We start from the raw sequence: 25661 nt of genomic DNA, 5'->3' as shown, positions 1-25661 counted from the left end.
GCCCCCCTTAACGCGCACCCCCTAGCACCAGCAGCGTGACCAGGGATCCCGTATTCCAGAGGCTGTGCAGTAGGATGGGAGCCAGCAGGTTGCGGCTGTGGCTGTACACCACCCCCAGCACCACCCCCAGCATGGTCAAAGGCAGCAGATCAGAGAGGTTGAGGTGGGCAAGGGCAAAGGTGAAGGCGCTAAGCCCAATGGCGGCCCCCATAGGCAGGTAGCGGCTTAGAGTAGGCAGCCAAAAGCCCCGGAACAGCACCTCCTCAAAAACAGGGGCACAGACAGACACCACGGCCAAAAACACCAACCGCGCCCCCCAGCCATGGCTATCCAGCAGCAGGGGCAAAATGGGATTCCCACCCCCCGCCTGCGGTAGCAGCAATTGCGAGAGTGCCGCTGCCAGCACCACCAAAGGCAAGGCCACCCAGTAGCCACACAAGCCCCACAGCAGCCAAGGACCCCACAACCGCACCTGCAGCACCCTCTGCCAGCCGGGGTAGGCGTGCAAGAGACGGTACAATAACCCTGCCCCCAGCAAAGCGCCGGAATTGTAGGTGAGAAACAGGGCTACCGCCTGCTGCCAAGGGCTGAGCTGCCGTGCCCCCAGGCCGAGGATGATGATGTAAAGTCGAGGCACCAAAGCGTTGAGGGCGATAAACCCCAAAAACCAGCCGGTCAACACCGCTTGCGCCCCGATCCCCGGCCAAGGCACTTCCCAAGCAGGGCCCAGGAGCGGACGTTTGCGCCAAAGGCTCCAGCCCAGCCAGCCCAACAAGAGCATCAACCCCAGCAGTGCCCCCAGCACGGGGATCCCGCCCACCACCGCCAGTCGAAATAGAGCCGCCAAGGCCAATTTTTCCTGCTGTTGGTTGAGGGCATTTAGGCTATCGCTGCGCTGCTGCAGTCGGTAAAGCTGTTGCAGAGCCACCGCCTCAAACCAACCATCCAGATGATTGCGAATCTGCACCTCCGCCTCTGGCAAGATGCGCCGCGGTGTTCCCCACAGCCCTTGCAAAACCCGCGCTGCCCCCTTTTGGCTCGATTCCAGCTCCACGGGACGTTCCAGGTCGATGATCTGCTGCCATTGCTGCTGAGCGGCCTCCAGATCTTCTTGGTAGGCATAGAGCAAGCCAAGGCGCAGCCACAGTGCATCCAGCTCCGTCTGCAAATCTTGCATGGAGGCCAAAAGGGCGGGATCCACCTCTGGAGATTGGGCCAGTTCTGGGCTGGCCGCCTCAGATTCGCCAGCAGGAGTTAAACGGGCCAGCCGTTTCAAACGTTTCAGGCGTTCGGTGTAGTTATCGGCGGTCTGCTGATAGCGATTTTGGGCCACCTTGAACACATCCTGACCCAAAAGTGCCCGTGCCAGATCCTGATAGCGGGGATCATCGAGGGTGCGGGAAGCCTGCAGGGCGAGATCGGTTTGCAACAAATCCAACTGCGTTTGGGGCGGCGGCTGAAACCAACTGCTGGAAAGAGAAAGCCCGACAATCACAATGGCCAATAGGCTCAGCAGGTTGAGGATCCCACGGCGAACAGAAAACCAAGCAGAGGAGGGGTCGGCAGAGGCCGTGGTTTCAGAGTGAGACATTGCGGCGACGGATCCAACTCAAGCGGGTTATATCCTATCTTCTGTATTGTCTTGGCGGAATGGAGTTGTTATTACTGCATTACGGATTTGTCCTGTTGTCACCGTCGCTCCAGCCAATAGCGATAGATGGGCAGGCCCAGTTGTAGGCAGTGCCACTCCCGCTCCGTGGGGATGCCGAGGGGATTGGAGTCCAAAGGCCCCTGGTGGGGATCCCAAAACTGCGGATGCTCTAGAAATCGAGCTGCCATTTCTTCGGCCACCTCTTGGATATCCGATTGCAGGAAGACGGGGCTGCCCGGTCGCAGCAGCAGAGCCAGATCTGCCACCAGTTGGGGCTGGACGATCCGCCGTTTGTGATGGCGCTTTTTGAACCAGGGATCCGGAAATAGGATGGTCACCCGGCTGAGATCCCCCGGCGCAAACAGATGCCGCAAAGAGACATTGATGTTGGCAAACAGAAAATGGACGTTATCGAGCCCCAGCTCATCCCGCCAGGCATTGGCCCGCTCCACCAGCGCCTGCCGAATCTCTACCCCTAGGAAGTTCCAGTCGGGCTGCTCCTGAGCGAGGCGCAGCAGAAATCGTCCGCTCCCTGTGCCGATATCCAGATGAAAGGGCTGCCCCAGCCGTCGGTATACCCGCTCCCAGTGGGGTGGGGGGGTGGGCTGCTGATACTGCGCCTGCAGGGGATTGACGTGCTGCCGTACCCGGTGACCGAGGCCCCTCTGTAAGGGGATCCCGGCCCAAGGCGGAGAAGGGGGGCGCTTCTCCAGTTGGCCCTCAGGCGATTGCTGCCCCTGTTGCACCTCTGCTTCCATAGACCACCTCCTGCCGCCAGCTGCGGCCCTCGCCCACTGACCAAGGGATCCCCCAGCTTGGAGGGGAGCGACAAAAGTCCAGGAGATCTAGGCTACCACCGGATGCTGTCGATGACTTGCCGCAAGATCTGGGCCGAGCGGTGCAGCTGCTTGCGCTCGCTCTCGGTGAGGGACATGGCCAGCGTGCGTTCCACCCCCTGCCGCCCGACCACTCTGGGCAAGCTGAGACAGACCTCTGGCAGATCGTACTCCCCTTGGGTGAGGCTGCTCACCGTCAAAACGCGGTGTTGATCCCGCAGCAGGGCTTGGACAATTTGCGTCACCCCTAACCCGATGGCGTAGCTGGTGGCCCCTTTGCGACGGATGATCTCGTAGGCAGCGTTGCGCACCTGCTCGAAGATATCCCCCAAATAGGCGGGATCCCAGTCCGGCGAGAGTTCCCCAATCGGGGTGCCGGCGATGTTCACCTTGCTCCAAACGGCCACCTCGCTATCTCCATGTTCGCCGATGATGTAGGCGTGCAGGCTACGCGGATCCACCCCCAGGCGCTCCGCCAAAAGATAGCGAAAGCGGGCTGTGTCCAAAACCGTCCCCGACCCAATTACCTGCCCTGCCGGCAACCCCGACAACTTCAGGGAAACGTAAGTCATGATGTCAACGGGATTGCTCACCACCAAAAGGAGTGTGTCAGGGCAATGCGCCATCAAGGCCGGGATCAAGCCTTTGAAGATCTCGACGTTGCGCTGCACCAAATCCAAACGGGTTTCTCCAGGCCGCTGCTTAGCCCCTGCCGTCAAAATCACCACGTCTGATCCGGCACAATCCGCCAGCTCCCCTGCCCGTATCCGTGTCGGCTCCACAAAGGGGATCCCGTGCACCAAATCCATCACTTCCCCTTCCAACTTGTCGCGGGCGATGTCGTGGATCACCAGCTCATCCAGGGTATTTTGGATCACCATCGCGTAGGCACAGGCCATGCCCACCTGCCCAGCTCCGATGATGGATCCCTTCAAAAGGCGGCGAGAAGTCAGCCCCTCGACCTGCTGCTGGGAGCGCTGCTTGGGTTGGTGCTTAGAAACAGTCATGGCTGCAGCCGCTACTCTTCGTTCTCCAGCTTAAGCCTGCCTAGAGGAAGAAAAAAACAGGCTACCGCTCTCCAGAAGAACTGGAAAGGCGAGAAGAGGCAGGATCGGTTGCCGCAGCGGACTGGATCCATCTGAAACAATAAAAACAATAAATAGCCCTCTAACCTTCAACAGTCCTCAACCCGGCTGCTGGGTTAGCCGCTGCCAAAGCTGCGGAGGAATGCGCTCGTGAGGACACTTTAGGGACTGAATCTGAGCTAAATCTTCCGGCATGTAGTGCAAGGCTACCCGCGCTGCCGGATCCAAAAGGCTGCGCCGTCGTCGGTTACATTGCTCCGCTTCTCCCAGAAACACGTCCAGCCAGCCATCTCGCTCTTGGTAGCGAATCCTCAAAGCAGAGAGAGAAGGCAGAGCAGAGGAAACTTCTTTGCGGTAGAGCCGAAAGCCCTGCTCCAGACTCCAGCCCAACCACCACTGAGGCGCCAATTGCCCCAACTGCCTACACCACACCCCCGCCTGAACCTGTTGCCATGCCATGCTTGCCACTCCGCAGCTTGTTCTCCTGAGAAGACTTAACTGCAAATCTTTAGCAATTGCTACTTGGGTAAGCACTCTACCAGACTCCTCAAGCTTAATGCAAGTCTTTATCAAAGAGGATCCCTACTTTGCCGGCACGCTATTGAAAGTTAATCTCAATAGAGCTATGCTGTTACTCGGTTGAGTGGTGGAGTTGTATCCATCAGTCTTCCTCTCTTGCCTTGGATGCATCGGGGATCCCACGCCCGCGGAATTAGCCATCCTGGGTCTGGCAGGGATCCCTTTTCCAGGGCTAGCTGAGGTTCTTTCTAATGAGAGCAGTTCTAACTAATAGGAGCCTGGTTCCTTCCCAAGCGTGTCGATGTACGGGTAGAACAAGTTCGGGAGCCAGAAGCGGTTTAACCTTGAAAACGGCGACGCATAGCCCTTCACGTCGGCAGGACAGGCTTTTTAATAATTCTTTTAATTAACCTCAAGAGTTGCTTCAAAGAATATCCCCTCCGGAGCACCCAAAAGCCCGTGCCAGCCCGGGGATCTTTTGTATCGAGAGACACACAAACTCCCCCAACAATTCCATAGGATGACCGTAGAATGGCAGAGACAGCGTGAATTCATAGCTGTTTTTTTCGGCTTGCCCTCCCCGTTGCCCGAGCGTCTACTGGGTGTTCCTAGCCTATGGTTGAAAGGGGGACTGCTGGGCCAGACCAGGCTGGCAGCGTTTATGATGCGCTGACGCGGGCCGATCTGTGGAATCCCCAGGTCATGTACCGTGGGCGCCCGGTACAGGCTCGGGGACGGGCTGTGCTGCGCACCATGTTCGAGAGCGTCAGCGATGGGTTGTTTGTCCTTGAGTGTCTGCCCCCGGAGCCAGAAAGAGGCTCACCTCAACCGCGCTGTCGGTTTTTGGTGGGTAACCCGGCTTTTTGCAGGATGTTTTTTCTCTCCTCTCGACCTATCGAGGGAGAAGAGCTCCAGAGTTGTCTACCGCCTTCTCTGGCTGCGCAGATTCAACTGCACACCGAACACTGCCTCAGCCATGGCCGGCAAGTGAGCTTTGAGCTGAGCCTAACGGCCTCTGCCGCTCCCGACCCAGAGTCGACCCATGTTCTAATCGTTACCCTTTCTCCAGTAGTTGAGGAGAACAAGCCAATCAGCCGTTCGCGTAAGCGGGACGGAGTCCTTATTGTCGGCTCCTGTCAGGACATCACAGCACGCAAGCAAGTGGAGTGGCAGCTACAGCGCAGCCAAAAGCAACTGTTGGAGCACAACCGGGCTCTGATGGAGCTCACCCGGCACAAAGCCCTCAGCCAAGGAGACTTACAAGCTGCTCTGCAACAGATTTGTACTACAGCCGCCCATACCCTGGGGGTGGCACGGGTGGGGGTCTGGCTCTACACGTCGGAGCGCTGCAGTATTCGCTGCATCAATCAGTTTGAAATTACCCCGGACAACCCCAAGGGATCCCATACTCAAGGGGCGGAGATCTGGGCCAAAGACTATCCCCGTTATTTTCAAGCCCTGGAGCAAGAGCGCACCATTGCCGCCGACCGAGTGGTGGCGGATCCCCGCACCGCCGAGTTCGGCAATTCCTACCTGACAGCAATGGGAGTGGTCTCGATGCTGGATGCCCCCATTCGACTGGAAGGACGGATGGTGGGTGTTCTCTGCCACGAGCACATTGGCTCCCCTCGCCACTGGACCTTAGAAGAGCAAAACTTCGCCGGATCCCTGGCGGATTTGGTGTCTCTGGCCCTCGAGATCTCGGAGCGTCGGCAAGTGGAAGAGGAGCTGCGCCAGGCTGAGGAGCGCTATCGCAATTTTTTCGAGAATGCGGTAGAGGGCATTTTTTTCACCGATGCGGCAGGTCGGTATCTCTCCGCCAACCCGATGCTGGCCCAGATCTGCGGCTACAGCTCCCCCGAAGAATTGATGCGCGAAGCGAAAGAGGCGGGCAAGCGGCAGCTCTATGTGGATCCCAGCCAGTGGGAGGAATTTGTGCGGCTATTGCAGGAGCAGGGATCCGTACGCGGCTTTGAGTACCGGCTGCGGCGGCGGGATGGCTCGATCATCTGGGTCCGAGAAAAGGCCCGTTTGGTTAAAGATAAAGCCGGAAATCTCCTCGGCTATGAAGGCATCTGCGAAGACATCACCGCCCAAAAGCAGAGCTTAGCCTACATGGAGTTTCGCGCTCATCATGATGCCCTGACAGGTTTGGTGAACCGCGAAGGCTTTCGAGAGCGGCTGCAGCAGGCCCTGCAGCAATACTACAGTGAATCACTGGCCCTCTTCTTTGTGGATTTGGATCACTTCAAAGACATTAACGATACCTTCGGCCACAGTGTCGGCGATGCCCTGTTGCAGGGGGTAGCCGAACGGCTAACCAAGTGCGTTCGCCCTGGAGATATCGTCGCCCGCTGGGGAGGGGATGAGTTCACCCTGCTGCTGCCCCGAATTGGCAGCCCCACAGTGGCAGCGCGTCTGGCTCAGCGGATTGTCGATGCCTTTCAAACTCCCTTCTCCTGCGAGGGCCATTCCCTTTCCGTGACCTGCAGCATCGGCGTCGCCCTCTACCCCCAAGACGGCGTAGAAGTGTCCACCCTTTTGCACCATGCCGACTTGGCCCTCTACCAGGTCAAGGAAAATGGCCGCAGCGGCTTTCGACTCTATCGGCCAGTTTCAGGGATCCCGGCAGCAGTTCGCAACGCTATCCTGTAAGCTGGTTGGGTCAGAGGCCCTTCTGGTTTGTGATTTGTGCATCCAGGTCGCAGCTATCGCCGTCTCATTCCTTTTATCCGGCCCCACCTGTGGATGTTGTTGCTGGGGCTGACCTGCACCCTTGGCTTTGTGCTAACCATGCCCGCCCTCGCCTACTTGATCGAGTGGGTGGCCCGCTCCATTGGTGCCGGGGATCTGGGGCAATTGCGGATGCTGGCCTTGATTGGGGTGGTGTTTTTCTTGGTGCGCGGCGCTTTTCAGTATGGCCAAGACACCCTGATGGCGAGGGCCTCCTTGCAAATGGTTTTGGAATTGCGCCAACAGATTTATGCCCACCTGCAGGCACTGGATGTGGACTATTTTTCCGGCAGCCGCACCGGCGATCTGGTCTATCGCCTTACGGGGGATCTGGATCGGGTGGGAGAGGTGGTGCAACGATTTTTCCATCGCTTCATCCCCAGCGTGCTCACCATCTTGGCGGTGGTGGCCTACCTGTTCTATCTCAACGGCATTCTCACCTTGACCACCTTGCTGATAGCCCCCCTGATGGGAGCCTTGATCAGTTGGTTTGGGGATCGCCTTTTGTTTCGCTCCCGCCTCAACCAAGAGAAGATGTCGGATTTGGCCGCCCTCTTGACTGAAGTGTTTGCCGGCATCAGCCTCACTCGCGCCTTTGCGGCTGAGGACTACGAAATTCGCCGCTTCAGTGCCATTGCCGAAAGCAACCGCCTGGCCCGGTTTCAGACCGAACAGATGAGAGCCATCCAAGACCCGGTGGTGGGTTTTCTGTACGCCATGAGCGTGTTGGGGGTGTTTTGGGTGGGCGGCTGGCAAATTAGCCAGGGCAACCTGACCGGCAGCCAGTTTCTCGGCTTTATCGCCGGTGTTGCGATGTTGATCGACCCTATTGTTCATATCACCAACAACTACAGCGAGCTGAAACAGGGTGAGGCTTCGGTGGAGCGGATTTTCGAGCTGCTAAACACCCGCTCCCAAATCCGGGAGCTGCCCGGGGCCCGCCCCATGCCTCCCATTCAGGGTTGGGTGGAGTTCGACCAAGTTTCCTTTGCCTACAAACCGGATCAGCCGGTGCTCAAACAGATCAGCTTTCAGGTGTCTCCCGGCGAGATTGTGGCCCTGGTGGGATCCTCCGGCGCCGGCAAATCCACCCTGGTGAGCCTGATTCCCCGCTTTTACGATCCCCAGCAGGGCTGCATCCGCATCGACGGCATCGACATCCGCACCGTCACCCTCAAGAGCCTGCGCCGGCAGATCGGCATTGTGCCGCAGGAGATCACCCTGTTTTCGGGAACCATTGCCAGCAACATCGCCTACGGACAAGAGCATTTTGACCTGGAAGCGGTACGCCAGGCGGCCCAGGTGGCCAACATCGACACCTTTATCGAGAGCTTGCCCGATGGCTACGCCACCCGCGTGGGAGAACGGGGGGTCACCCTCTCCGGTGGACAACGGCAACGGCTGGCCATTGCCCGCGCCGTGCTCCTCAACCCCAAGATCTTGATCCTGGACGAGGCTACCTCGGCTTTGGACAACGAGTCAGAAGCGTTGGTGCAGGAAGCGCTGCAACGGCTGATGCAACGCTGCACCGTTTTTGTGATTGCCCACCGCCTCTCGACAGTGCGCACCGCCCACCGCATTTTCGTCTTGGAGCAGGGGCAATTGCTGGAGCAGGGAAATCACCGAGAATTGCTGGGCAAAGGGGGTCGCTACGCCCAGTTTCACCTGCGCCAGTTTCATTGAACCCTTGGCCTCTGGATCTCCTAGATCCCCCACGCCTGCCGGAAGGGCCGGTAAAACTCCGGATCCGCAGGCGCTCCCCCCGGGATCCCGCAGATGGCCGCCGCAAATTGCACGGCTCGTTGCACCAGAATCGCCTCCGGCCATCCCCGCAACAGCCCCAGGATGGCCACGGCGCTAAATGCATCTCCCGCCCCCACTGTATCCACCAGCTGAGGCGCGGGCACTGGGTCGGCCCGATGGATCTGAGTAGGGGTGATCAGCAGCGCGCCTGCCGCTCCCAAGGTCAGAAATAGACCTTTCAGGTTCAGATGAGCCTGGAGGATCTGTCCTTGCTCCAGCAGGTCTCCAGGAGGGATCCCTTCCAGTTGGGCCACTTGCTCCAGCTCTGCCTGGTTCAGCTTCAGCCAAGTGCAGGTGCGCAGCATCTCCCGGATGGCGTCTGGATGCCACCAGGGATCCCGCAGGTTGAGATCCAGAAACACGGGACAGCCCAAGGCGGGGATCCCCTCTTGAAAGTGGCGATGGGCTGCCTCCCGGCGGGCTGCCAAGCTGCCCCGGTAGAGCAGGCTGGGCTGGAGAGCTTGCAGAGCCCCGATATCCAACTGGATGTAGTCGTAGGCTTGGTCGGGCAAGATGGCGAAGGTGGGGATCCCTTGCTCATCCAGGGTTACTTGAACCTTGCCGGTGGGGTGAACAGAATCCTGCTGCAGACCCTCCAGGCGCAGCCCCTGCCGTCGCAAGGCCCCCAGCAGCTCTCTGGCGGCCTCGTCTTGGCCAACACGACTGAGCAAGAGGGGATCGGATCCCAGCCCCTTGAGGTTCCAAGCCACATTCAAAGCTGCTCCGCCCAGCACAATCTCTGTGGGGAAGCAGTCGAAAAGCACCTCCCCCAAGATGAGCGGCAAACCCAGGGGCACATGAGAGGGATCCATCTTGAGCACTCAGCTAGAAATCGCAGGAGCCCCGTGCTGTACCGGTAGGATCAGTGTCGAGAGGAAAGTCCGCCTCCATGGTTATAATTGTACTGCGGACACCAGAAACGGTTGTTTAAGGCACTGGTAACGGTCGATTGGGGGTGCTGTAAACCACCCCAGGGGCTCGTGGTTGGCTTGCCAACTGCAGGGCTACTAAAAGCCCGCTCTGTACTGCTTTAGCGGTCGGAGTCGGGTAGTTTACGAAGCAGCCGTTGACGTCCGCGGTGCGGAGCCCAATCCCTGGAGCTCCAGGATCTGCTGATAGGTGTTGCTGCGGAACCAACGCTCGATTTCTCTGGCCCGCAGCACCGGCAGCGGATGGGTGCGCCCCACCGTTTGCATCTGCTTCAGCTCCATCTGCCACAGATCCCCGTCCAGCTCGTCGTAAGTACGGGCCTGCTCCAAAAAGGCGTCCACGTTCAGCTTGGAGGCCAATTGCGGGGATCCCCCACACAATTTCATCAACACCGAGATCACCGTCTTGGCATCTTGGGCTACCAACAGCGCCGCCCGGTCACAGGTAAACTCGGCACACCGCAGCCAGTGCATCAGTTGATCCTGCAACGCCTGATAAAACAACCCCCCGAAGGGGAGCAAGCTGGTGGAGAGCATGAGAATGTTGGCCATCGTCAAGTAGACCCCGTGATTGCACTTCAAGTGGCCCAACTCATGAGCGATCACGGCCTGAATTTCCGGCGGCTCCAACAGATCCAGCAGAGAGCTGTGCAAGACAATGAAGGGCTTTTTCCCCTGCATGGCAAAGGTGTAAGCATTGGGCGTGGGGTTCTGCCGCACGTAGAGCTGGGGCACCTCCAGATCCAAGATGCGACAGGCCTGCACCAAAAGCTGATGAATTTCCGGCAACTGATGCTCGTTAATTTGGATACTAGAAGCAATGTTGTCCAGATAAAATATCTGTCCTGCCGTTGAGCCAAGCCAATTTTGAATCAGCAGGCCCAGCCCCGGCACTTGCTGCAGAGAGCGGGTGGCTTGCAGATCCACGGGATGACGAAATTGGTCGGCCCGCAGGCCCAACAGAATGCGAGGTTCTCGTTGAATGGACGACATAGACAATAGACAACAGAGGGAGAAAGGACTTCGGTTACAACTCGTAGGGCACAAACTGGCGGTGGCGATTCAACAAAAATAGCCGCTCCGGCGGCGAATCCGGCAGGGTCGGCTTGTCAGTAAAATCAAACGGGTTTTCTCCAGAGGGGATCTCCCAATAGACCCCATGATCTTGAATGCGAGTGCCATCGGTAACAAAGCGCCCAGTATCGGCGGCAGCACGCTCAGCGCGGCGATAGAGTCGCCCTTGCCAGGTCAAGTGCGGGGGCAGCCCCAATCCCAAAAACAGTTGCTGCCGACTGGATTCCTGGTTGAACACCGTTTGCAGGCGATCCGCCCAGATCCTTGCCAGATCTGCCGGTTGGGGAGCAGCATGAGCCTCTGCATCGGCTGGAGTTACCTCCAACAGCAGTTGCTGGTTCAAAAGAATCCGAGCGGCTTGAGCTGGGGGATCCCCGCTGCCGGTCGTCGAGGGATTGGGACTGGGGATATCCAGACTGACCTGCACCTGAGGGCTGCTGGCCTGTAGCAAAATCTCTTCCAACCGTTGCTTCAGCAGACGGAGGCGAGCGGGGGCATCGGGGGTGCGCAGGGTCAAAACCAGCTCACTCCCCACCCGAAACTCGCTTTCTGCCCAGGTTGCCTCACTCCGCCAACTCCCCATCAGCCCACCCACGAGCAGGATCCCTGCCCACCTCGCCATCCTTGCCGGCCCCCTTACCGGGGGTGAAGCGCTCCTCTGTGGCCTTGACAAGTTCACTAACCTCGCCTCTCCCCTGCAGGACTCCTTGATCTTAGCCGCTACCCTAGATACATCTGTTCTCTTGACCCTATGCCGTTGACAAGCTCGGCTTCTTTGTCATTGTTCTAAGGTCATCATGCGGATCCCGACTTCCACCTATCGCATTCAGTTTCATGCTGGGTTTGACTTCGACGCAGCACGACAGATTGTTCCCTACCTGAAGTTGCTGGGCATCAGTGACTTGTATGCCTCTCCCATCTTCCAAGCCCGCAAAGGCAGCACCCACGGCTACGACGTGGTGGATCCCAGGCAAATTAACCAGGAACTGGGGGGAAGCGAAAAGTTTGAGCTCTTGTGGGAAGCCCTCAATCAGCAGGGAATAGGCTGGATCCAGGACATTGTGCCCAATCACATGGCCTACGATGGCCAAAACCAGATGCTCATGGACGTTCTGGAGAGTGGCCCCAACTCAGATTTTGTTGACTACTTTGATGTGAATTGGAATCACTCTTACCTGGGGATCAAGGGCAGAATCTTAGCCCCTTTCTTGGGAGATTTCTACGACAAATGTTTGGAGTCGGGTCAAATCCAGCTTCGTTATGATGCCGATGGCCTAAGTATTAACTACTACAACTTGAGGTTCCCCCTCAATATTGACACCTATGCGGATGTTTTTACCTACAACCTGAGCAAGCTGCGGCGAAAATTGGGACGCAGCCATCCCGACTACGTCAAGTTGCTCGGGATCCTCTTCAGCCTGAAATTCATTCCCAGCAAGGAAGATCTCCTAGAGCGCACCGATCAAATTAGCTTTGCCAAGCATTCTTTGTGGGAACTCTACACGTCTAGCCAACCTATCCAGAGCTTTTTTGACGAGAACATTGCCATTTTTAACGGCAAGCCAGGGGATCCGTCAAGCTTTGACCTGCTGGATAGTCTTCTGGCGCGGCAACATTTCCGCCTTTCCTTCTGGAAGGTGGGTGCTGAGGAGATCAATTATCGTCGTTTCTTTACCATTAACGAGCTGATCTCGCTGCGGGTAGAAGATCGCGAAGTGTTTCGCAAAACCCATCAGCTTATCTTTAAGCTTGCAGAACAGGGGCGTTTTAGTGGTTTGCGCATCGATCATATCGATGGGTTGTTCAATCCCGAAGAGTATCTCCATCGCCTGCGGGAACGCTGCCCAAATCTTTACATCGTGGTAGAGAAAATACTAGAGGCCAATGAAAGTCTGCCCCAAAGCTGGCCGGTTCAAGGCACAACGGGCTATGATTTTTTAGCTAAGCTCAACGGCATCTTTTGTCAAGAAGAAAATGCAGAGGCTTTTGACTCTCTCTATCAAAATTTCACAAATCTACGGCATTCCCCAGAGCAGGTTATCGAAGATAAAAAACGCTTGATCATCGAGCGCAACCTGTCAGGAGATATGGATAACCTTGCTTTTTTGCTCAAACAGATCACCAGCCACCATCGCTATGCCAATGACTTTACCCTCTACAGTTTACGTCGAGCTTTGGTAGAAGTTTTGGTGTGCTTTCCGGTCTACCGCGTCTATATCCACGAAGGGATCCTCAGTCCAGAAGGTCAACAGGTGGTTCGTCAAGCTGTGGAGAAGGCCAAGGAGAACCTGCCCGTTTTGGTGAATGAGCTGAATTTTATTCAGCGCTTTCTCTGCCTGGAGTCTCTGGACAATTTATCAGACCAGGAGAAAAATGAGCAGATCTATTTTGCCATGCGCTTGCAGCAGTTGGCTGGCCCTCTCATGGCCAAAGGGGTAGAAGATACTGCTTTTTATGTGTACAACCGCCTTTTATCTCTCAATGAAGTCGGCGGGGATCCCTGTCGCTTTGGCCTTTCGGTGCAAGAGTTTCACCGCTTTAATCAAGAGCGGGCAGCTCGGTGGCCTCTGTCCATGAATGCTTCTGCCACCCACGACACCAAGCGTGGCGAAGATGTGCGGGCCCGGCTGAATGTGCTTTCTGAAATCCCCGCCGAGTGGGAAAAGCACATCAACCTTTGGCATGAACTGAACCTCGGCTACAAAGTCCGCAGCAAACAAGCCAAGCGCTCAGAACTGCCGGATCGCAATGACGAGTATTTGCTCTACCAAACTTTGCTCGGCTCCTATCCCTTCCAACCGGAAGAGGTGCCCCAGTTCGTACAGCGGGTCAAAGATTATGCCATCAAAGCAGTGCGGGAAGCTAAGGTCCACACCGCTTGGCTTCGCCCCGATACCGAGTACGAAGAAGCCACTACCGCCTTTATCGAACGGATCCTTCAAGGTCCTAACCCCTTTTTGGAGTCCTTTTTGCCTTTCCAACGGAAAGTTGCCCACTTTGGCATTTTTAATTCCCTCTCGCAGACGCTGATCAAACTGACCAGCCCTGGGATCCCGGATATTTACCAAGGCACGGAGCTGTGGGATTTGAGCATGGTGGATCCCGACAATCGTCGGCCTGTGGATTTTTCCCGTCGCCTCGCCTATTTGGAAGAAATTCAGCGGCGGGTTAAACAGGATCCTCTCCAACTCATTGCGGATTTGCTACTACACCGCAGCGACGGACGCATTAAGCTGTTTCTGATTCATCATGTGCTCAAGGCCCGCCAGGAACAGCCCCAATTGTTTCTCGAGGGCAGCTACATTCCTCTGCAAATCAGCGGATCCCATGCTGACCATGTTGTGGCTTTTGCCCGTCAGCACAGTAAGCAGGTATTGCTCACGGCGGTGCCGCGTTTCCTGACAAAGTTGATCGACGAAACCCAAGATCCTCTGGGAGAATCCGTTTGGGCAGATACCGAAATTCATCTGCCGCGTTGGAAGCGGCTGGACTGGGTGAACGGGCTAACCCAGGAAAGGATCCCTGCCGGCGAAACCTTGCCGGTGGGCGTTGTCTTGAAATCCTTCCCGGTAGCCCTGCTGTGGGGACAATCCCGCTAGCGGCCTAGGCGGGAGCTAGGGCCTGAAAGTTGACGATGCGGGCAAACTCTTGGGGGTCTAGGCTGGCCCCTCCCACCAACACGCCGTCGATCTCAGGCTGGGCCATCAGCTCATCGATGTTGCCGGCCTTCACCGAGCCGCCATACAAAATGGGCAGTTGGGCATTGCCCAGGTGTTGCCGGATCAAGCCGATGACCCGGTTGGCCTCTTGAGCTGCACAAGTCTGGCCGGTGCCGATGGCCCAAATGGGCTCATAGGCAATCACCAAGTTCTCCAGATCGATCCCTTGCAAGGCGCGATCCAACTGCCCCACAATCCAAGACTCGGTCAAGCCTTGCTCCCGCTGCTGCTGGCTTTCTCCCACACAGAGGATGGGGGTAAGGCCGTGCCGCTGGGCGGCTGCCAGACGCCGATTGACGGTTTCGTCCGTCTCGCCGAAGTACTGCCGCCGTTCGCTGTGGCCGACGATGACATAGCGCACCCCCAATTCCGCCAGCATGGGGCCGGAAATTTCCCCGGTAAAAGCTCCCTGATCCTCCCAATGTAGGTTTTGTGCTCCCACGGCTATGTCGGATCCGCGGCTTTGCTCTGCCACCACCGCCAGGTCTGTAAAGGGCACACATAGGATGATCTGCCGCTGGGATGCTGACCCTGACGGCGATGACCGTAAAGCCAGGCCCAACTCTCGCAGAAACTCGCGAGCCTCAGCCTGAGTCTTGTGCATTTTCCAGTTGCCGGCAATGAGGATGGGGCGCAAGATGGATCCTCCCTTAGAGACAACAGAAGGAAGGGATCCCGCAAGCAGAAAGCCCAATAAAACAGCAGGGATCCCAGCTTTGTTTTTTCGTATGACACAGTTTACCAGCAAGCGATCCCAGAAATACGGCGACGGGATCCCTTCTCCGAGCGCCGGTTAACCCCTCAACCCACGTGGGGACAGGGGGATCCCCCACAGGCCAAAACTCAACAGGGAAAGCAGCCTCTCAGAGCTCAACGATCTGGGTGTTTTCAAAAGTAGCCAGGATTTCATCCAGATCCTTGTTTTGCACCGAGTAGGTAGCAGTGGCATCGTTGCCAAACTGAATCTCGTCCCCGTCCTCAAGATCCCGAAATTCCACCCGTTGCCCACGCACGTAAAGGCCGTTGGTGCTGGGGGTGCCCTGAATGTCTCCGTCGATGATTTGGTAAGTGAACCCATCGGGAGAAGAGGGGGATTCTGTTTTGACCAAAATGGCGTGGTAGCGAGAGGCGTACTGGGAGTCGATGCGAATGCTGTTGCGTGGATCCCGGCCTAAGGAGTAGAGCTCAGCCGTCAACCAGTAGGCTTTTGGCCCATGACGATCCTTGACGATCAGCACGTGATTGAGGGCTGGTCGGCGAGGGGGCGTGGTCATGAAAGGCACCCGCTTGCACAACACTGAGGGCAGGATAGCCAAAACATAACATAGGATCCCCCTGGTGGATCCCTGTGTCCACCGGATAAGTCTCTTCAGGTCGGCATCCCAGGCTGGTGCGGGATCCCCCTGAGCAACAAGAAAGGGTCTGAGTAGATTTTTGTAACAATTCCTCTCATAATAGGATCGACGATGCGGATGGCTCCCTGACCATGAATGGCTCGCAACCGGATCCCGGTGTTCAACCCCGTTCTCCCAAGACACCGAGGCTCATTGAGTTGCCGGAAGATGAAACCGATGCGCAGCTCAGCGATCCCCTGCGGATGCAGCGCTACGAATGTCGTTCTTGTGGCTATGTTTACGAACCGGCCAAGGGGGATCAGCTCAATCGGATCCCGGCGGGCGTACCGTTTGAGGAATTGCCAGCCGATTGGAAATGTCCGGTGTGCCGAGCCGGTAAGCGCTCGTTCCAAGCAGTGGGCGCCAAGGGCAAGCCTTCCGGTTTTCAAGAGAACTTGCGCTACGGCCTGGGGGTGAACGTGATGACCCCTGCTCAAAAGAACCTGCTGATCTTCTTGGGACTGGCGCTGGGATTTTTATTTTTGATGAGTTTTTATTTCGTCGAGTGAGGGTCAAGATGTTCAAACCCCTGAGGCTGGTGCTGCTGGTTGCTGTCTCGGTGCTGCTGATGGCGGCGCGGATGCCCAACATGCGGGTGGTGCCCTGGGAGCAGGTGGAAGTGCCCACCCAGAACATTCTGCTGGACATTGCCTTCACCGGCACCACCCCTTCCCATGGCTGGTTGGTGGGAGACAAGGCGACGCTGCTGGAATCCCGCGATGGGGGTCTGCACTGGCAGGTGCGGGAGCTGCCGGGTCTGGAGCCGGAAGCCTACCTGGCCTCCATTAGCTTTGCTGGGGCAGAAGGCTGGGTGGCCGGGCAGCCGAAGATCCTCCTCCACACCCTGAACGAGGGATCCGACTGGACTTCCATCCGCCTCAACAACCAACTGCCAGGGGAGCCGCTCTTGATCCAGGCTCTGGGCCCTGGCGCCGCCGAAATGGTGACCAATGTGGGGGCCATCTACCGCACCGAAGATGGCGGTCAGACCTGGCATGCCCAAGTGGATGAGCCGATTGGGGCCATCAAAAACATTGCCCGCGGCCCTGAAGGCGAATATCTGGCGGTGTCGTCGCGGGGCAGCTTCTACTTTCTGTACACCCCAGAAAGCCGCGCCTGGAAGCCCTATCCGCGAGAAAGCTCCCGCCGCATTCAAAACATGGGCTTTGGCCCCCACGGCAGCGCTTGGAAATTGAACCAAGGGGCGGAGATTGCCTTCACCGATGACTTCACCTCCGGCCAGTGGTCGTCACCGCTGCGTCCAGGGCGGGCCCTCAGCTTTGGCTACCTCAATGCCGCCTACCAGAACGACCACGACCTGTGGGTGGTGGGGGGTGGCGCTACCCTGATCCACAGCCCTGATGGTGGCAAAACCTGGGAACAGGCCAAGAAACTCAGCAACATCCCCGCCAACTTCTACAGCATTGAGTTTTTCGGCCCCGAGCAAGGGTTTATTCTGGGGCAACGGGGCACCCTCTTGCGCTATGTCAGCTCCAACAACTCCTGAAGATAGATCTAGATCAGATCTTAGGGATCCCTAATCGGCACACGGGTGGACACACGCGCCAAGGATCCAGCTTCACGCCCGCGGCTGCTGGTTGCTGCCAGTGGCACTGGTGGCCACATTTTTCCGGCTTTGGCTATTGCCGAGCAGTTGCCCGACTGGCAGATCGAATGGCTGGGGGTGCCGGATCGGATGGAAGGGAAGCTGGTGCGGGAGCGCTATCCCTTGCACCGGGTTGTCATGTCCGGCTGGCAGGGATCCCCTCTCCGCAAGCTGCAAGCCTTGGCCCAACTGGCCCGCGCCACCCTGCAAGTGCGCCAACTCCTCAAGTTGGGACGGTTTGACGTTGTTCTGACCACCGGCGGGTACATTGCCGCTCCGGCCATTTTGGCCGCCCGTTCGCTGGGGGTGCCGGTGTTGCTGCACGAGTCCAATCGGATCCCGGGCAAAGTGACCCGTTGGCTGGGGAGATTTTGTCAGGTGGTGGCGCTGGGCATGGCGGAGACGGCAGAGCATTTGCCAGGGGTGGCCGCCCAAGTGGTGGGCACGCCAGTGCGGGCCGAGTTCTACACGCCCCAGCCTTTCCCTGCCGACCTCCCCATTCCCGACGGGGATCCCCTCATTGTGGTCATGGGGGGCAGCCAAGGGGCGCGGGGCCTCAACCGCATGGTGGCCGCCTGTGCCGAAGCTTGGCTGGAAACAGGGGCCTGGATCGTGCATTTGACCGGCGACAGCGAGCTTCAACCCACCCATCCCCGCTACCGGCCCTTTCCTTTCCGTCGAGATGTAGCTGCCCTGCTGCAGCGGGCCAACTTTGCCATTAGCCGGGCCGGGGCCATGAGCCTGGCGGAGTTGCTGGTCACCGCCACCCCGGCCATTTTGATCCCCTATCCCTTTGCTGCAGAAGATCATCAGTATCAGAATGCTCTGGCCTTCGTGGGGCGCGGTGGGGGGGTGGTCATGCGAGAATCCGAAGAGAATCTGGACTTGCTGCGGCAAACGGTGTTGACCTGGTTGGCTCAGCCGCAGGTGGTTGCCCAAATGGCCGCCCACTTGCAAGCCACAGCTCCCCCCAATGCCAGCAAGGCCATCGCCCGTCTGTTGCAGGAAATCCGCCAAAGTTCTGCCCGTTAAGCTGTGGTCCAGCAGAGAGTGGATGGTCTTTCCCACTGCCCGCCTGCGCCCGCTCAAGCAGCGGAGCCCCCTGCCCTGCTGGCGGAACTCCCGCCCGCCGACAGGATGGAATCGCTGTTGATGCGGCTAGAACAGTGCTTTGGGATCCCTCAGCAGGCTCCCAATGGCCTTTCCCCTCACCCCGATCTCCTGGACGAGTTGGTGGGCACGATCCTTTCCCAGAACACCACTGACACCAACAGCAGCCGTGCCTTCCGCGCCCTCAAAGCCGCCTTTCCCTCTTGGGAAGCGGTCTTGGCTGCCGACCCGGCAGATCTGGCCCAGGTGATCCGCTCCGGCGGCTTAGCCCACCTCAAGGCAGTCCGAATTCAGGAGATCCTGGCTGCCATTCAAGAACGACAGGGATCCCTGAGTCTGGACTTTCTAAGAGAGCTAGACGATGCTGGCGCCCTCGATTTTTTGCTCTCCCTGAAAGGGGTAGGGCTGAAGACCGCCACCTGTGTGTTGTTGTTCGGGCTGGGTCGGGATCTCTGCCCGGTGGATACCCATGTGCATCGAGTGGCCAACCGTCTGGGCTTGGTGCGGGCCAAACATCCCGACGACACTTTTGCTCAGCTTTCCCCTCAGATCCCCAGGGGCAAAGCCTATTCCCTGCATGTCAACTTCATCCGGTTGGGCAAGCGCATCTGCAAGGCCCGCATGCCCGAATGTGGCCGCTGCCCGCTGCGTCCCACCTGCCCTTCTGGGCGGCAGCGCTGATCCCCATCAACAGGACGGAGCTCTACTCTGCAGGCGCAACAGAAGCATCTGGGATCCCCTCTTGTCCGTTCCTGCCGGCGTCTCTCTCTGCTGGGGGAACTTCCAACTCCAGGGCTTGCCGCACCGATTGAATCTCTTGGGAGAGTAGCACCCGCTCTCGATCCAACAGGCCGACGATCTGCTCCGGGTCTTCCCGCGAGACCACTGGCAATTGGCGCAAATCGTATTCGTACATCGGCTCAGCTGCCACCGCTACCGCCTCATCGGGGAAGGTGGTGAGAACCGGAGATTGGCTGACCTCCTGTACGGTTAGCTCCGCCAACTCCGCCGCCTCCTTATGGGCCAAGGCCCGCTCCAGATCTTCCAGGGTGAGAATGCCCCGCAGCCGCTCCTGTCCGTCCACCACCAACGCGCTATGGCACTTTTGCTGCAGCAAACTCTCCAGAGCTTCTCGCAGCGGTGTGTCTTGCCGAAGCAAAAGAGATGGGGGCACCATCACCTCTTGCACCGTCAGCTCTCTAGGCTCCTGCCCAAGGACTCCGTCAAGCGTTGCGTGGCGATAGCGACGGGCGGAAGGGTAGATGGCCGGCGAATGCAACTGCTCCGTCAGCCAGATGCTCAAACCCACTGCCGCCATCACCGGCAGCGCAATGTGATAGTCCCGCGTCATCTCAAACAGCAGCAAGATGGCCGTTAGCGGAGCCCGCACGCTGGCCGCCAACACCGCCGCCATGCCCACCATGGCGTAGGCAGCAGGGGGAGACAAGGCAATCAAGGGCAAAGCTTGAGATAGCACCTGACCGTAGCCTGCCCCCAGCACTGCCCCCATGAACAAAGCCGGGGCAAAGGTTCCCCCCACAAAGCCGCTGCCCAGGCTCAAAGCGCTCAGCAACAGCTTGCCCAATAGGAGCAAGCCCAGATGGCCAAGAGAAAAGGGAACGGCCTGCAGAATCGACTCAATGGTTTCATAGCCCACTCCCAGCGCCAACGGGATCCCCAAACCTGCGCAGCCCAGGATCCCGCCCCCCAAAATGGGCTTGCTCCAAGCTGGCCAGGCCGCCAGGGGGCCACTGTTGAACAGGTGCTTGCCCCACTCCAGGGTGTAGCTGAAGGCCATAGAAACCAGGCTGGCCAAAAAGCCCAAGCCGAGATACAGAGGTACCTCCAGCAAGCTGTGGATCTCGTAGTCCGGCAAGACAAAAGCCGGCTGGGTGATGGTGGGCAAAAGAAAAGCGGGTTGTGCCCCCAACCCCACCTGGGCGATCAAGGCGGAGACCACCGCCGCCAACACCACCACACTGACAGCAGAAGTGGTGAAGGTGCGGGCCAAAGCCAGCTCCAGCGCCAAAAACACCCCGGCAATGGGCGCGTTAAACCCTGCCGCCAGGCCAGCCGCTGCTCCGGCAGCCATCAACAGTTGCACCCGCTCCCGCGAGAGGCGTAGGTTTTGCCCCAGCAGGGATCCCAGCAAAGCGCCACTTTCCACACTGGGGGCCTCAGGGCCAAGGGAAGCTCCCGCGCCCAACGAGATGGCAGCCGCCAAGAGCTTGAGCGGGATCCACCAGGGCTGAAGTGCCAAAGGACGAGCAGGACTCACCAAGCCGGAGAGGCTCAAGTTGGGAAAGGGCACAACTGCCCCCAAAGCGCCGATCAGCAGGCCCCCCAGCACCGGCGCCAGAGCCAGTGTCCAGGATCCCAGCAGCCACAGGCCATAGTGTTCTGCAGCCCTGCCGAGGCCATCGACGAGGGTGTCCTGCAGCAGATAGCGCCACCAGCCAATCAAGTAGCGAAATCCAACCACCAACAGCCCCGTGGCCAACCCCACTGCCGCCGCCAGCAGCAGCAGAAGGTTCTCGGAGGAGAGGCGCAGGCGGAGAGCGGGGGCGCTGTTCATGATCGGCTCAGGGGCTTTGGGAAGGCAGGGTCAAGATCTCTACACCGGTTTCGGTAACGGCGACCGTATGTTCAAATTGCGCCGAGAGCTTGCCATCCAAAGTGACCGCCGTCCACCCGTCGGAGAGCACCTTCACCTCCCAGGTGCCCTCGTTGATCATCGGCTCGATGGTGAACACCATGCCGGGGCGGAGTTTCTCCCCTTTTCCCCGTTCGCCGTAGTGGGGGATCTGGGGGGCCGTGTGGAATTGCCGTCCCACCCCATGCCCGACAAAATCGCGCACCACGCTGTAGCCCTGGGCCTCGGCATATTCTTGGATGGCAGCGCCAATGTCGCCGACTCTCCCCCCCGGCTTGACGGCAGCAATGCCCCGCCGCAGACATTCTTCGGTCACCTCCACCAAGCGCCGCGCCCGCTCAGAAGGCTGTCCGACAAAGAAGGTTTTGGACGTATCGCCGTGGTAGCCATCCAAAACCGGGGTGACATCGATGTTGATGATGTCGCCTTCTCGCAGGATCTGCTTGGGGCTGGGAATGCCGTGGCAAACCACGTGGTTGACGCTGGTGCAGATGGACTTGGGAAAGCCATGGTAGCCCAAAGGGGCGCTTCTGGCCCCATGCGCCCGCGTCCATCGCTCGGCCTCGTCGTTGAGCTCTTGAGTGGTGACCCCTGGCCGCACCATCGGCTCCAAGTGCTTGAGCAGATCTGCCGCCAGGCGACAAGCCCGCCGCATTTTCTCCAGTTCCCGCGAAGAGAGCAACACAATGGGCTGAGGGGCTTGCGTGAGCTGGTTCATACCCGTCTGCAAAGCGGATCCCAACTGCTCCCCCCATCGCTGGGAGCGACGGCTGAGGTCTGTCAACAACGCTCGCATGTCTTCCATCATGAGACCTTATCTGTGAAAAGCTCTGTGAAAACGGATGGATCTCTGCACCTGCAGACTGTCCAGGATTGGGTTCTCAGGTTGGGATTCTGAATCGCCTTGCGCCCATTCACAGACCCCTGCCGGCCATTTTCTGCCGCCGACGAATCCGCTGCACCAACCACAGCCCCAGAAAATAGCTGACGAGGGATCCCCAAAAACCGACAAACGCACAGCCGACAAACAGCGTGCCCGACATCTCCAAGCCCCACTGCATCCAGTTTTGCCAGGTGGCCGCCACCAGCTCTGTGGTGGGAAGGACAGTTCGGGATCCCAGTAGCCATTCTCCCACCTGGTAGTTGAATGCATAGATGGGCACATAGGTGAAGGGGTTACTCACCCAGGTCCCTGCCGCCGCCGCCAGCTTGTTGCCCCGAAACGGAACAGCCAACACCAGAGCGGCCAACGTTTGAAAGCCGAAGATGGGGAAACAGCCGGCAAAAACCCCTACCGCCAAGCCACGGGCAATTTCTTTTGGCGACGATTGCAGCCGCAACAGGCGCAGATAAAGATAGCGCAGCCAACGCTTCCAGGAAGGATCCCGGCGGGCTAGGGTCGGCCCTGGTTGAGATCCAGAGTAGGATCTGGAATAAAGCTTAAGGGATCCCGGCGAAGGCCAGGAGAAAGAGGGCAGCCTCAACCAAAAGAGGGGGCTCATGGTGGCAAGGGGGCAACTGAGAGAAGGTGTTAAGTCCTGTAAATCCAGTGTATCTTTCCTGCCCTTGGCGACAAAGGGCCATTGGCAAATCCGGGCCAGCAGCAACGGGGTGACGCCGGGGGATCGGTTTACGGAGTGGTCACCTGAGCTTGTCCACCAAGGCCAGCACGAAGTTAAGACCCAAGTAGGAAACCAGCACCACCAAGAATAGGAACAGGGCAATGTTCAGCCCGGATCGCAGGGATCCCGATTTCATTTTGGGATCAGGCTTTTCGGGGGGAGTTGTCATCTGGAGTTCTGGGGAAGACTGTGAATCTAGGATCCCATCTTGGCTGTGCAGGTGTACCCATCGGCTTACTTTCCGAAGATTGAAGGCCTGATACATTTACGCTGAACACTGCTGAACATCACTGTTCAACTATGCAGCGATAGCATTCTGTTTGTTTCCAAACAGAATGGCGGTATCCCGCAAAGCTTTGAGTAGAATACCCAAAGCGCAGTTTCCGTGTCGTCTTACTACCAATTTTCTGCTTTGCTTTGGCTACCATGTTGGCAGACTCGAAAGTAAACAGAAAGATCAACTGGTAGTAATCCGTACTGAACATATTATACATTATTTTCAGTATAGTTGAGCTTATTATTATTATTGACTAGAGTCATGCTCTTCTCTGAACACGGAGCAAGCCCAGTTCCTGGCCCCCGGCCAATGGGAGCGACTTGGATCGAGAATACCTGGCTGAGGAGATCGCATCTCAGAGAAGACAACGGCACCGGGAACCATCTGAATCGCTCACCTGTTGAAGATGATGAGTTTTTCCCAGATGGACAATGGGAGTGGATCCGCTGTCTGCAAACTGAGTTATCCTGCCGCCAAAATTGCCTCCAACAAGGGATCTGCCCCAAAGCGCACCACATCCGTACAGGGCCGTCCGGTCTCGGCTTCCACCCGGCGGATCTGCTCTAGGGCTGCTTCTTCCTCCCAGCCGAAGGTATTGAGGGCAATCCCCACCACGGGCGCGGGGGCAAAAGCCCCGGCAGCTGCCGCCACCTGTTCATACAGCTCAATCACCTTGGGTAAGGGCGGGATGGGCACGTAGTCCATCCCCTTGATGTGGGTCTGGCCGGCGCGGTGTACCAGGATAAGGTGGGTGGGCTGGGATCCACGCAACAGAGGCAAGGTGGCCGTAGAGGCGGGGTTGAGCAGGGATCCCTGACCTTCCAGATGCAGAATGTCGTGGTCAGAGCCATAGCGCATGATCAGTTGCTCCACCGCCCCACTGGCATAGTCCACCCGCACCGCATCCAAAGGGATCCCCTCGCCGCCGATCAGAATCCCGGTTTGCCCGGTGGCCAAAAAGCGGGAGCGCAGGCCCCGCCTCAGGCTGGCCCGGTGCAGCTCTAGGCTGGTGGACATTTTGCCCACGCTCATGTCGGTGCCCACCGTCAACACCCGTTTACAGGGCAAGGTGCGGGCCAGGGCTTTCCCCACCGATAAGTTGGGGGGCTCGCGGCGAATATCCCAGATCCAGGCCCCCGGCTGCAACCACTGCCGAAACTGGGGATCCTCGGCCAAAGGCGTGTGCAGCCCATTCACCAGAGATAGGCCAGCTCGCAGGGCCAGGCCCAACTCCTCCCGCCAGGCTGGCGGCAACTGCCCCCCTGAAGGGGCGATCCCAATCACCAGAACTTCAGGCCGGTGGGCCAGCGCCTCCTCCACCGAGGCCACGATGGGAATGTCTTTGGCAATTCCGGTCAGATGGGCCAGGGATCCCCCCGCCTGCTCCCGGTCGATCACCGCCACCACCGGGAAAGAGCCGTAGCGCAGCAGCCCCAGCCCCGTTTTCCCATGCTCCCCCAGCAACCCCCCGTGGAGCAGGATGGCCACGCGACTTTCGCTGGACAGGGATTCCGGCCTTCCCATTATTCCTCCCGCAGCTCTACCCCCAAACCCGGTCGGTCGGTGGGGAGCAGGCAGCCGTCCTGCAGGATGGCCCCGGCAAAGGGATCGTCGATGAGGTTGAGGTGGCTATCCAAGTCCAGGTAATCCACCAGGGGAGCCAAGTGGGCCGCCGCCGTATTCCCCAGGGCTGTGTTGCTGTAGCAGCCCAACATCACCTGCAGGCCGTGGGCTTTGGCGGTGTGGATCATGCGCCAGGCTTCGCTGAGGCCTCCGCACTTCATCAGCTTAATGTTGATCCCGTGGACGCGATCCACCAGAGGGGGGATATCGCGGCTGTCCATACAGCTCTCATCCACAAAAATGGGCAGCTTCGACTCGTGCCAGAGGGTGATCAGCTTCGCTTCCTGCCCCCTCTCCAAAGGCTGCTCCAGGTAGCTCACCCCTTGCCCCGCCAGCCAGTTGCTCATGCTCAGGGTTTGCTCCACCGTCCAAGCGCCGTTGGCATCCACTGTAATCAGGGATCCCAGCGGGATCACCTCTTGTACAGCAATCAGCATGTTCTGATCCGCCATCAGTCCTGAGCCGCTGCCCAGCTTGATCTTAAAGGCCCGCGCTTGGGTCTGTTCCATCCAGGCCAAGGCGCGCTGGCGGGCCGCCTGCGGGGTGGAGATGCCGATCGTCATCGTCGTGGGCGGAATGCGGGAGCGATCCAGCCCCCACAACTGCCACAGGGGCCTCCCCAGCCGTTTGCCCATCCAATCGTGCAGGGCCATATCCACCGCTGCCCGCGCTGCCGAAGGGATCCCGGCCCGCAGCAGTTCTGCCTCGATTGGCTGTCGCTCCCAGGGGGAATGGCGGCGCAGGATCCCTTTGGCCACGTCCAAGCCCATCAGGATGTCGTCCAGAGACTGGTGGTAGTCGTCGCTCACCGAAAAAGGGCAAGCCTCCCCCCACCCTTCAACTCCCTCCTCCTCAATTCGCACCCAAGCCAAGGTTGTATCGCTGTGGGTACCTCGGCTGATGGTCAAGGCGTAGCGCTTGTGAACGGTGAAAGGTTCGACGTAGAGCCGCATGGGCATCTCCAGAAGAGGAAGCTTGGAGGGGCAATTGGGCCTGGGCCGCCCCTTTGAGCTTAGCTTGGTTCCCA

22 protein-coding genes are annotated in these 25661 nt (G+C 58.6%); 7 read left to right on the top strand and 15 right to left on the bottom strand.

The features are described from left to right. Nucleotides 1–7: 7 nt before the first annotated feature. From ACVWY8_RS05845 to ACVWY8_RS05830, 4 genes are all read right to left on the bottom strand, one after another. Nucleotides 8–1591 carry a CPBP family intramembrane glutamic endopeptidase gene (locus tag ACVWY8_RS05845; protein ID WP_457393486.1) on the bottom strand — a complete coding sequence of 528 codons (1584 nt, stop codon included), beginning with the start codon at nucleotides 1589–1591 and terminating at the stop codon, nucleotides 8–10. A gap of 98 nt (nucleotides 1592–1689) precedes the next feature. Further along, a complete protein-coding gene (gene trmB / locus ACVWY8_RS05840; protein WP_414343030.1) occupies nucleotides 1690–2409 on the bottom strand; it encodes a tRNA (guanosine(46)-N7)-methyltransferase TrmB in 720 nt (239 codons plus the stop codon). Between the two features lie 92 nt (nucleotides 2410–2501). After that, nucleotides 2502–3422 carry an L-lactate dehydrogenase gene (locus ACVWY8_RS05835; RefSeq protein WP_414352177.1) on the bottom strand — a complete coding sequence of 307 codons (921 nt, stop codon included), beginning with the start codon at nucleotides 3420–3422 and terminating at the stop codon, nucleotides 2502–2504. Nucleotides 3423–3671: 249 nt separating this feature from the next. Then, entirely contained in the window at nucleotides 3672–4031 is a 360-nt protein-coding gene (locus ACVWY8_RS05830) for a hypothetical protein (protein WP_011433745.1), read from the bottom strand. Nucleotides 4032–4706: 675 nt separating this feature from the next. Here ACVWY8_RS05830 and ACVWY8_RS05825 point away from each other — a divergent pair. Next, the gene (locus ACVWY8_RS05825) at nucleotides 4707–6746 is read left to right on the top strand and encodes a diguanylate cyclase domain-containing protein (RefSeq protein WP_457393484.1); all 2040 of its coding nucleotides are present in this window, start codon (nucleotides 4707–4709) and stop codon (nucleotides 6744–6746) included. Nucleotides 6747–6782: 36 nt separating this feature from the next. Continuing rightward, nucleotides 6783–8507 carry an ABC transporter ATP-binding protein gene (locus tag ACVWY8_RS05820; protein WP_414374844.1) on the top strand — a complete coding sequence of 575 codons (1725 nt, stop codon included), beginning with the start codon at nucleotides 6783–6785 and terminating at the stop codon, nucleotides 8505–8507. 20 nt (nucleotides 8508–8527) lie between these two features. On the opposite strand, the gene ACVWY8_RS05815 is transcribed toward ACVWY8_RS05820, so the two are convergent. The 3 genes from ACVWY8_RS05815 to ACVWY8_RS05805 all read right to left on the bottom strand — a co-directional run bounded on the left by ACVWY8_RS05815 (nucleotide 8528) and on the right by ACVWY8_RS05805 (nucleotide 11252). Then, entirely contained in the window at nucleotides 8528–9439 is a 912-nt protein-coding gene (locus tag ACVWY8_RS05815; RefSeq protein WP_457393482.1) for a carbohydrate kinase family protein, read from the bottom strand. A 240-nt stretch (nucleotides 9440–9679) separates the two neighbouring features. After that, complete coding sequence (locus ACVWY8_RS05810; protein WP_011433741.1) at nucleotides 9680–10549, bottom strand: M48 family metallopeptidase; 870 nt, start codon at nucleotides 10547–10549, stop codon at nucleotides 9680–9682. A 34-nt stretch (nucleotides 10550–10583) separates the two neighbouring features. Then, nucleotides 10584–11252 (bottom strand): hypothetical protein, encoded by a 669-nt coding sequence (locus ACVWY8_RS05805; RefSeq protein WP_457393480.1) that lies wholly within the window; start codon nucleotides 11250–11252, stop codon nucleotides 10584–10586. Nucleotides 11253–11427: 175 nt separating this feature from the next. Between ACVWY8_RS05805 and treY the strand changes: the two genes are divergently transcribed. Next, nucleotides 11428–14229, top strand: coding sequence for a malto-oligosyltrehalose synthase (gene treY / locus ACVWY8_RS05800; protein ID WP_457393478.1), 2802 nt, complete (start codon nucleotides 11428–11430; stop codon nucleotides 14227–14229). 4 nt (nucleotides 14230–14233) lie between these two features. On the opposite strand, the gene tpiA is transcribed toward treY, so the two are convergent. Both tpiA and ACVWY8_RS05790 read right to left on the bottom strand, forming a co-directional pair. Next, nucleotides 14234–14986 (bottom strand): triose-phosphate isomerase, encoded by a 753-nt coding sequence (gene tpiA / locus ACVWY8_RS05795; protein ID WP_011433738.1) that lies wholly within the window; start codon nucleotides 14984–14986, stop codon nucleotides 14234–14236. A gap of 226 nt (nucleotides 14987–15212) precedes the next feature. After that, nucleotides 15213–15623, bottom strand: coding sequence for an FHA domain-containing protein (locus tag ACVWY8_RS05790; RefSeq protein ID WP_414352045.1), 411 nt, complete (start codon nucleotides 15621–15623; stop codon nucleotides 15213–15215). Between the two features lie 323 nt (nucleotides 15624–15946). On the opposite strand from ACVWY8_RS05790, the gene ACVWY8_RS05785 reads away from it, so the two are divergent. Genes ACVWY8_RS05785 through ACVWY8_RS05770 form a run of 4 tightly spaced genes read left to right on the top strand, consistent with a single transcriptional unit; the run spans nucleotide 15947 to nucleotide 19140 of the window. Next, nucleotides 15947–16252 carry a rubredoxin gene (locus tag ACVWY8_RS05785; RefSeq protein ID WP_049749648.1) on the top strand — a complete coding sequence of 102 codons (306 nt, stop codon included), beginning with the start codon at nucleotides 15947–15949 and terminating at the stop codon, nucleotides 16250–16252. A gap of 8 nt (nucleotides 16253–16260) precedes the next feature. Further along, nucleotides 16261–17250 (top strand): photosynthesis system II assembly factor Ycf48, encoded by a 990-nt coding sequence (locus ACVWY8_RS05780; RefSeq protein WP_457393476.1) that lies wholly within the window; start codon nucleotides 16261–16263, stop codon nucleotides 17248–17250. Nucleotides 17251–17295: 45 nt separating this feature from the next. Further along, nucleotides 17296–18381, top strand: a complete 1086-nt coding sequence (gene murG, locus ACVWY8_RS05775; RefSeq protein ID WP_457393474.1) for an undecaprenyldiphospho-muramoylpentapeptide beta-N-acetylglucosaminyltransferase — start codon at nucleotides 17296–17298, stop codon at nucleotides 18379–18381. Nucleotides 18382–18399: 18 nt separating this feature from the next. After that, the gene (locus ACVWY8_RS05770; RefSeq protein WP_457396893.1) at nucleotides 18400–19140 is read left to right on the top strand and encodes an endonuclease III domain-containing protein; all 741 of its coding nucleotides are present in this window, start codon (nucleotides 18400–18402) and stop codon (nucleotides 19138–19140) included. Between the two features lie 22 nt (nucleotides 19141–19162). On the opposite strand, the gene ACVWY8_RS05765 is transcribed toward ACVWY8_RS05770, so the two are convergent. From ACVWY8_RS05765 to ACVWY8_RS05740, 6 genes are all read right to left on the bottom strand, one after another. Then, entirely contained in the window at nucleotides 19163–21034 is a 1872-nt protein-coding gene (locus ACVWY8_RS05765; protein WP_457393470.1) for a chloride channel protein, read from the bottom strand. A gap of 7 nt (nucleotides 21035–21041) precedes the next feature. Beyond that, complete coding sequence (gene map, locus ACVWY8_RS05760; protein ID WP_011433730.1) at nucleotides 21042–21830, bottom strand: type I methionyl aminopeptidase; 789 nt, start codon at nucleotides 21828–21830, stop codon at nucleotides 21042–21044. Between the two features lie 196 nt (nucleotides 21831–22026). Then, nucleotides 22027–22614 carry a DUF2062 domain-containing protein gene (locus ACVWY8_RS05755; protein ID WP_011433729.1) on the bottom strand — a complete coding sequence of 196 codons (588 nt, stop codon included), beginning with the start codon at nucleotides 22612–22614 and terminating at the stop codon, nucleotides 22027–22029. A 139-nt stretch (nucleotides 22615–22753) separates the two neighbouring features. Then, a complete protein-coding gene (locus tag ACVWY8_RS05750) occupies nucleotides 22754–22903 on the bottom strand; it encodes a hypothetical protein (RefSeq protein ID WP_457388187.1) in 150 nt (49 codons plus the stop codon). 570 nt (nucleotides 22904–23473) lie between these two features. Further along, nucleotides 23474–24535, bottom strand: coding sequence for a DUF1611 domain-containing protein (locus ACVWY8_RS05745; protein WP_457393468.1), 1062 nt, complete (start codon nucleotides 24533–24535; stop codon nucleotides 23474–23476). After that, nucleotides 24535–25587: a dipeptide epimerase gene (locus ACVWY8_RS05740; protein WP_414342327.1), complete on the bottom strand. Its 1053-nt coding sequence runs from the start codon at nucleotides 25585–25587 to the stop codon at nucleotides 24535–24537. The genes ACVWY8_RS05745 and ACVWY8_RS05740 overlap by 1 nt, the downstream gene beginning before the upstream one ends. Nucleotides 25588–25661 lie beyond the last annotated feature (74 nt).

It is taken from the genome of Thermostichus sp. OS-CIW-32 (assembly GCF_054060415.1).
The sequence above is the reverse complement of the archived record's forward strand: the minus strand, read 5'-3'. Positions and strand labels throughout refer to the sequence as shown.

What these genes read in the sequence shown, in the direction of transcription:
- ACVWY8_RS05805 (WP_457393480.1), bottom strand. Translation starts at nt 11,252, where the DNA reads ATGGCGAGGTGGGCAGGGATCCTGCTCGTGGGTGGGCTGATGGGGAGT.
- ACVWY8_RS05755 (WP_011433729.1), bottom strand. Translation starts at nt 22,614, where the DNA reads ATGAGCCCCCTCTTTTGGTTGAGGCTGCCCTCTTTCTCCTGGCCTTCG.
- ACVWY8_RS05740 (WP_414342327.1), bottom strand. Translation starts at nt 25,587, where the DNA reads ATGCGGCTCTACGTCGAACCTTTCACCGTTCACAAGCGCTACGCCTTG.
- ACVWY8_RS05785 (WP_049749648.1), top strand. Translation starts at nt 15,947, where the DNA reads ATGCAGCGCTACGAATGTCGTTCTTGTGGCTATGTTTACGAACCGGCC.
- map (WP_011433730.1), bottom strand. Translation starts at nt 21,830, where the DNA reads ATGAACCAGCTCACGCAAGCCCCTCAGCCCATTGTGTTGCTCTCTTCG.
- ACVWY8_RS05745 (WP_457393468.1), bottom strand. Translation starts at nt 24,535, where the DNA reads ATGGGAAGGCCGGAATCCCTGTCCAGCGAAAGTCGCGTGGCCATCCTG.
- ACVWY8_RS05780 (WP_457393476.1), top strand. Translation starts at nt 16,261, where the DNA reads ATGTTCAAACCCCTGAGGCTGGTGCTGCTGGTTGCTGTCTCGGTGCTG.
- ACVWY8_RS05790 (WP_414352045.1), bottom strand. Translation starts at nt 15,623, where the DNA reads ATGACCACGCCCCCTCGCCGACCAGCCCTCAATCACGTGCTGATCGTC.
- ACVWY8_RS05810 (WP_011433741.1), bottom strand. Translation starts at nt 10,549, where the DNA reads ATGTCGTCCATTCAACGAGAACCTCGCATTCTGTTGGGCCTGCGGGCC.
- ACVWY8_RS05765 (WP_457393470.1), bottom strand. Translation starts at nt 21,034, where the DNA reads ATGAACAGCGCCCCCGCTCTCCGCCTGCGCCTCTCCTCCGAGAACCTT.
- ACVWY8_RS05750 (WP_457388187.1), bottom strand. Translation starts at nt 22,903, where the DNA reads ATGACAACTCCCCCCGAAAAGCCTGATCCCAAAATGAAATCGGGATCC.
- ACVWY8_RS05815 (WP_457393482.1), bottom strand. Translation starts at nt 9,439, where the DNA reads ATGGATCCCTCTCATGTGCCCCTGGGTTTGCCGCTCATCTTGGGGGAG.
- treY (WP_457393478.1), top strand. Translation starts at nt 11,428, where the DNA reads ATGCGGATCCCGACTTCCACCTATCGCATTCAGTTTCATGCTGGGTTT.
- trmB (WP_414343030.1), bottom strand. Translation starts at nt 2,409, where the DNA reads ATGGAAGCAGAGGTGCAACAGGGGCAGCAATCGCCTGAGGGCCAACTG.
- ACVWY8_RS05830 (WP_011433745.1), bottom strand. Translation starts at nt 4,031, where the DNA reads ATGGCATGGCAACAGGTTCAGGCGGGGGTGTGGTGTAGGCAGTTGGGG.
- ACVWY8_RS05825 (WP_457393484.1), top strand. Translation starts at nt 4,707, where the DNA reads ATGGTTGAAAGGGGGACTGCTGGGCCAGACCAGGCTGGCAGCGTTTAT.
- ACVWY8_RS05845 (WP_457393486.1), bottom strand. Translation starts at nt 1,591, where the DNA reads ATGTCTCACTCTGAAACCACGGCCTCTGCCGACCCCTCCTCTGCTTGG.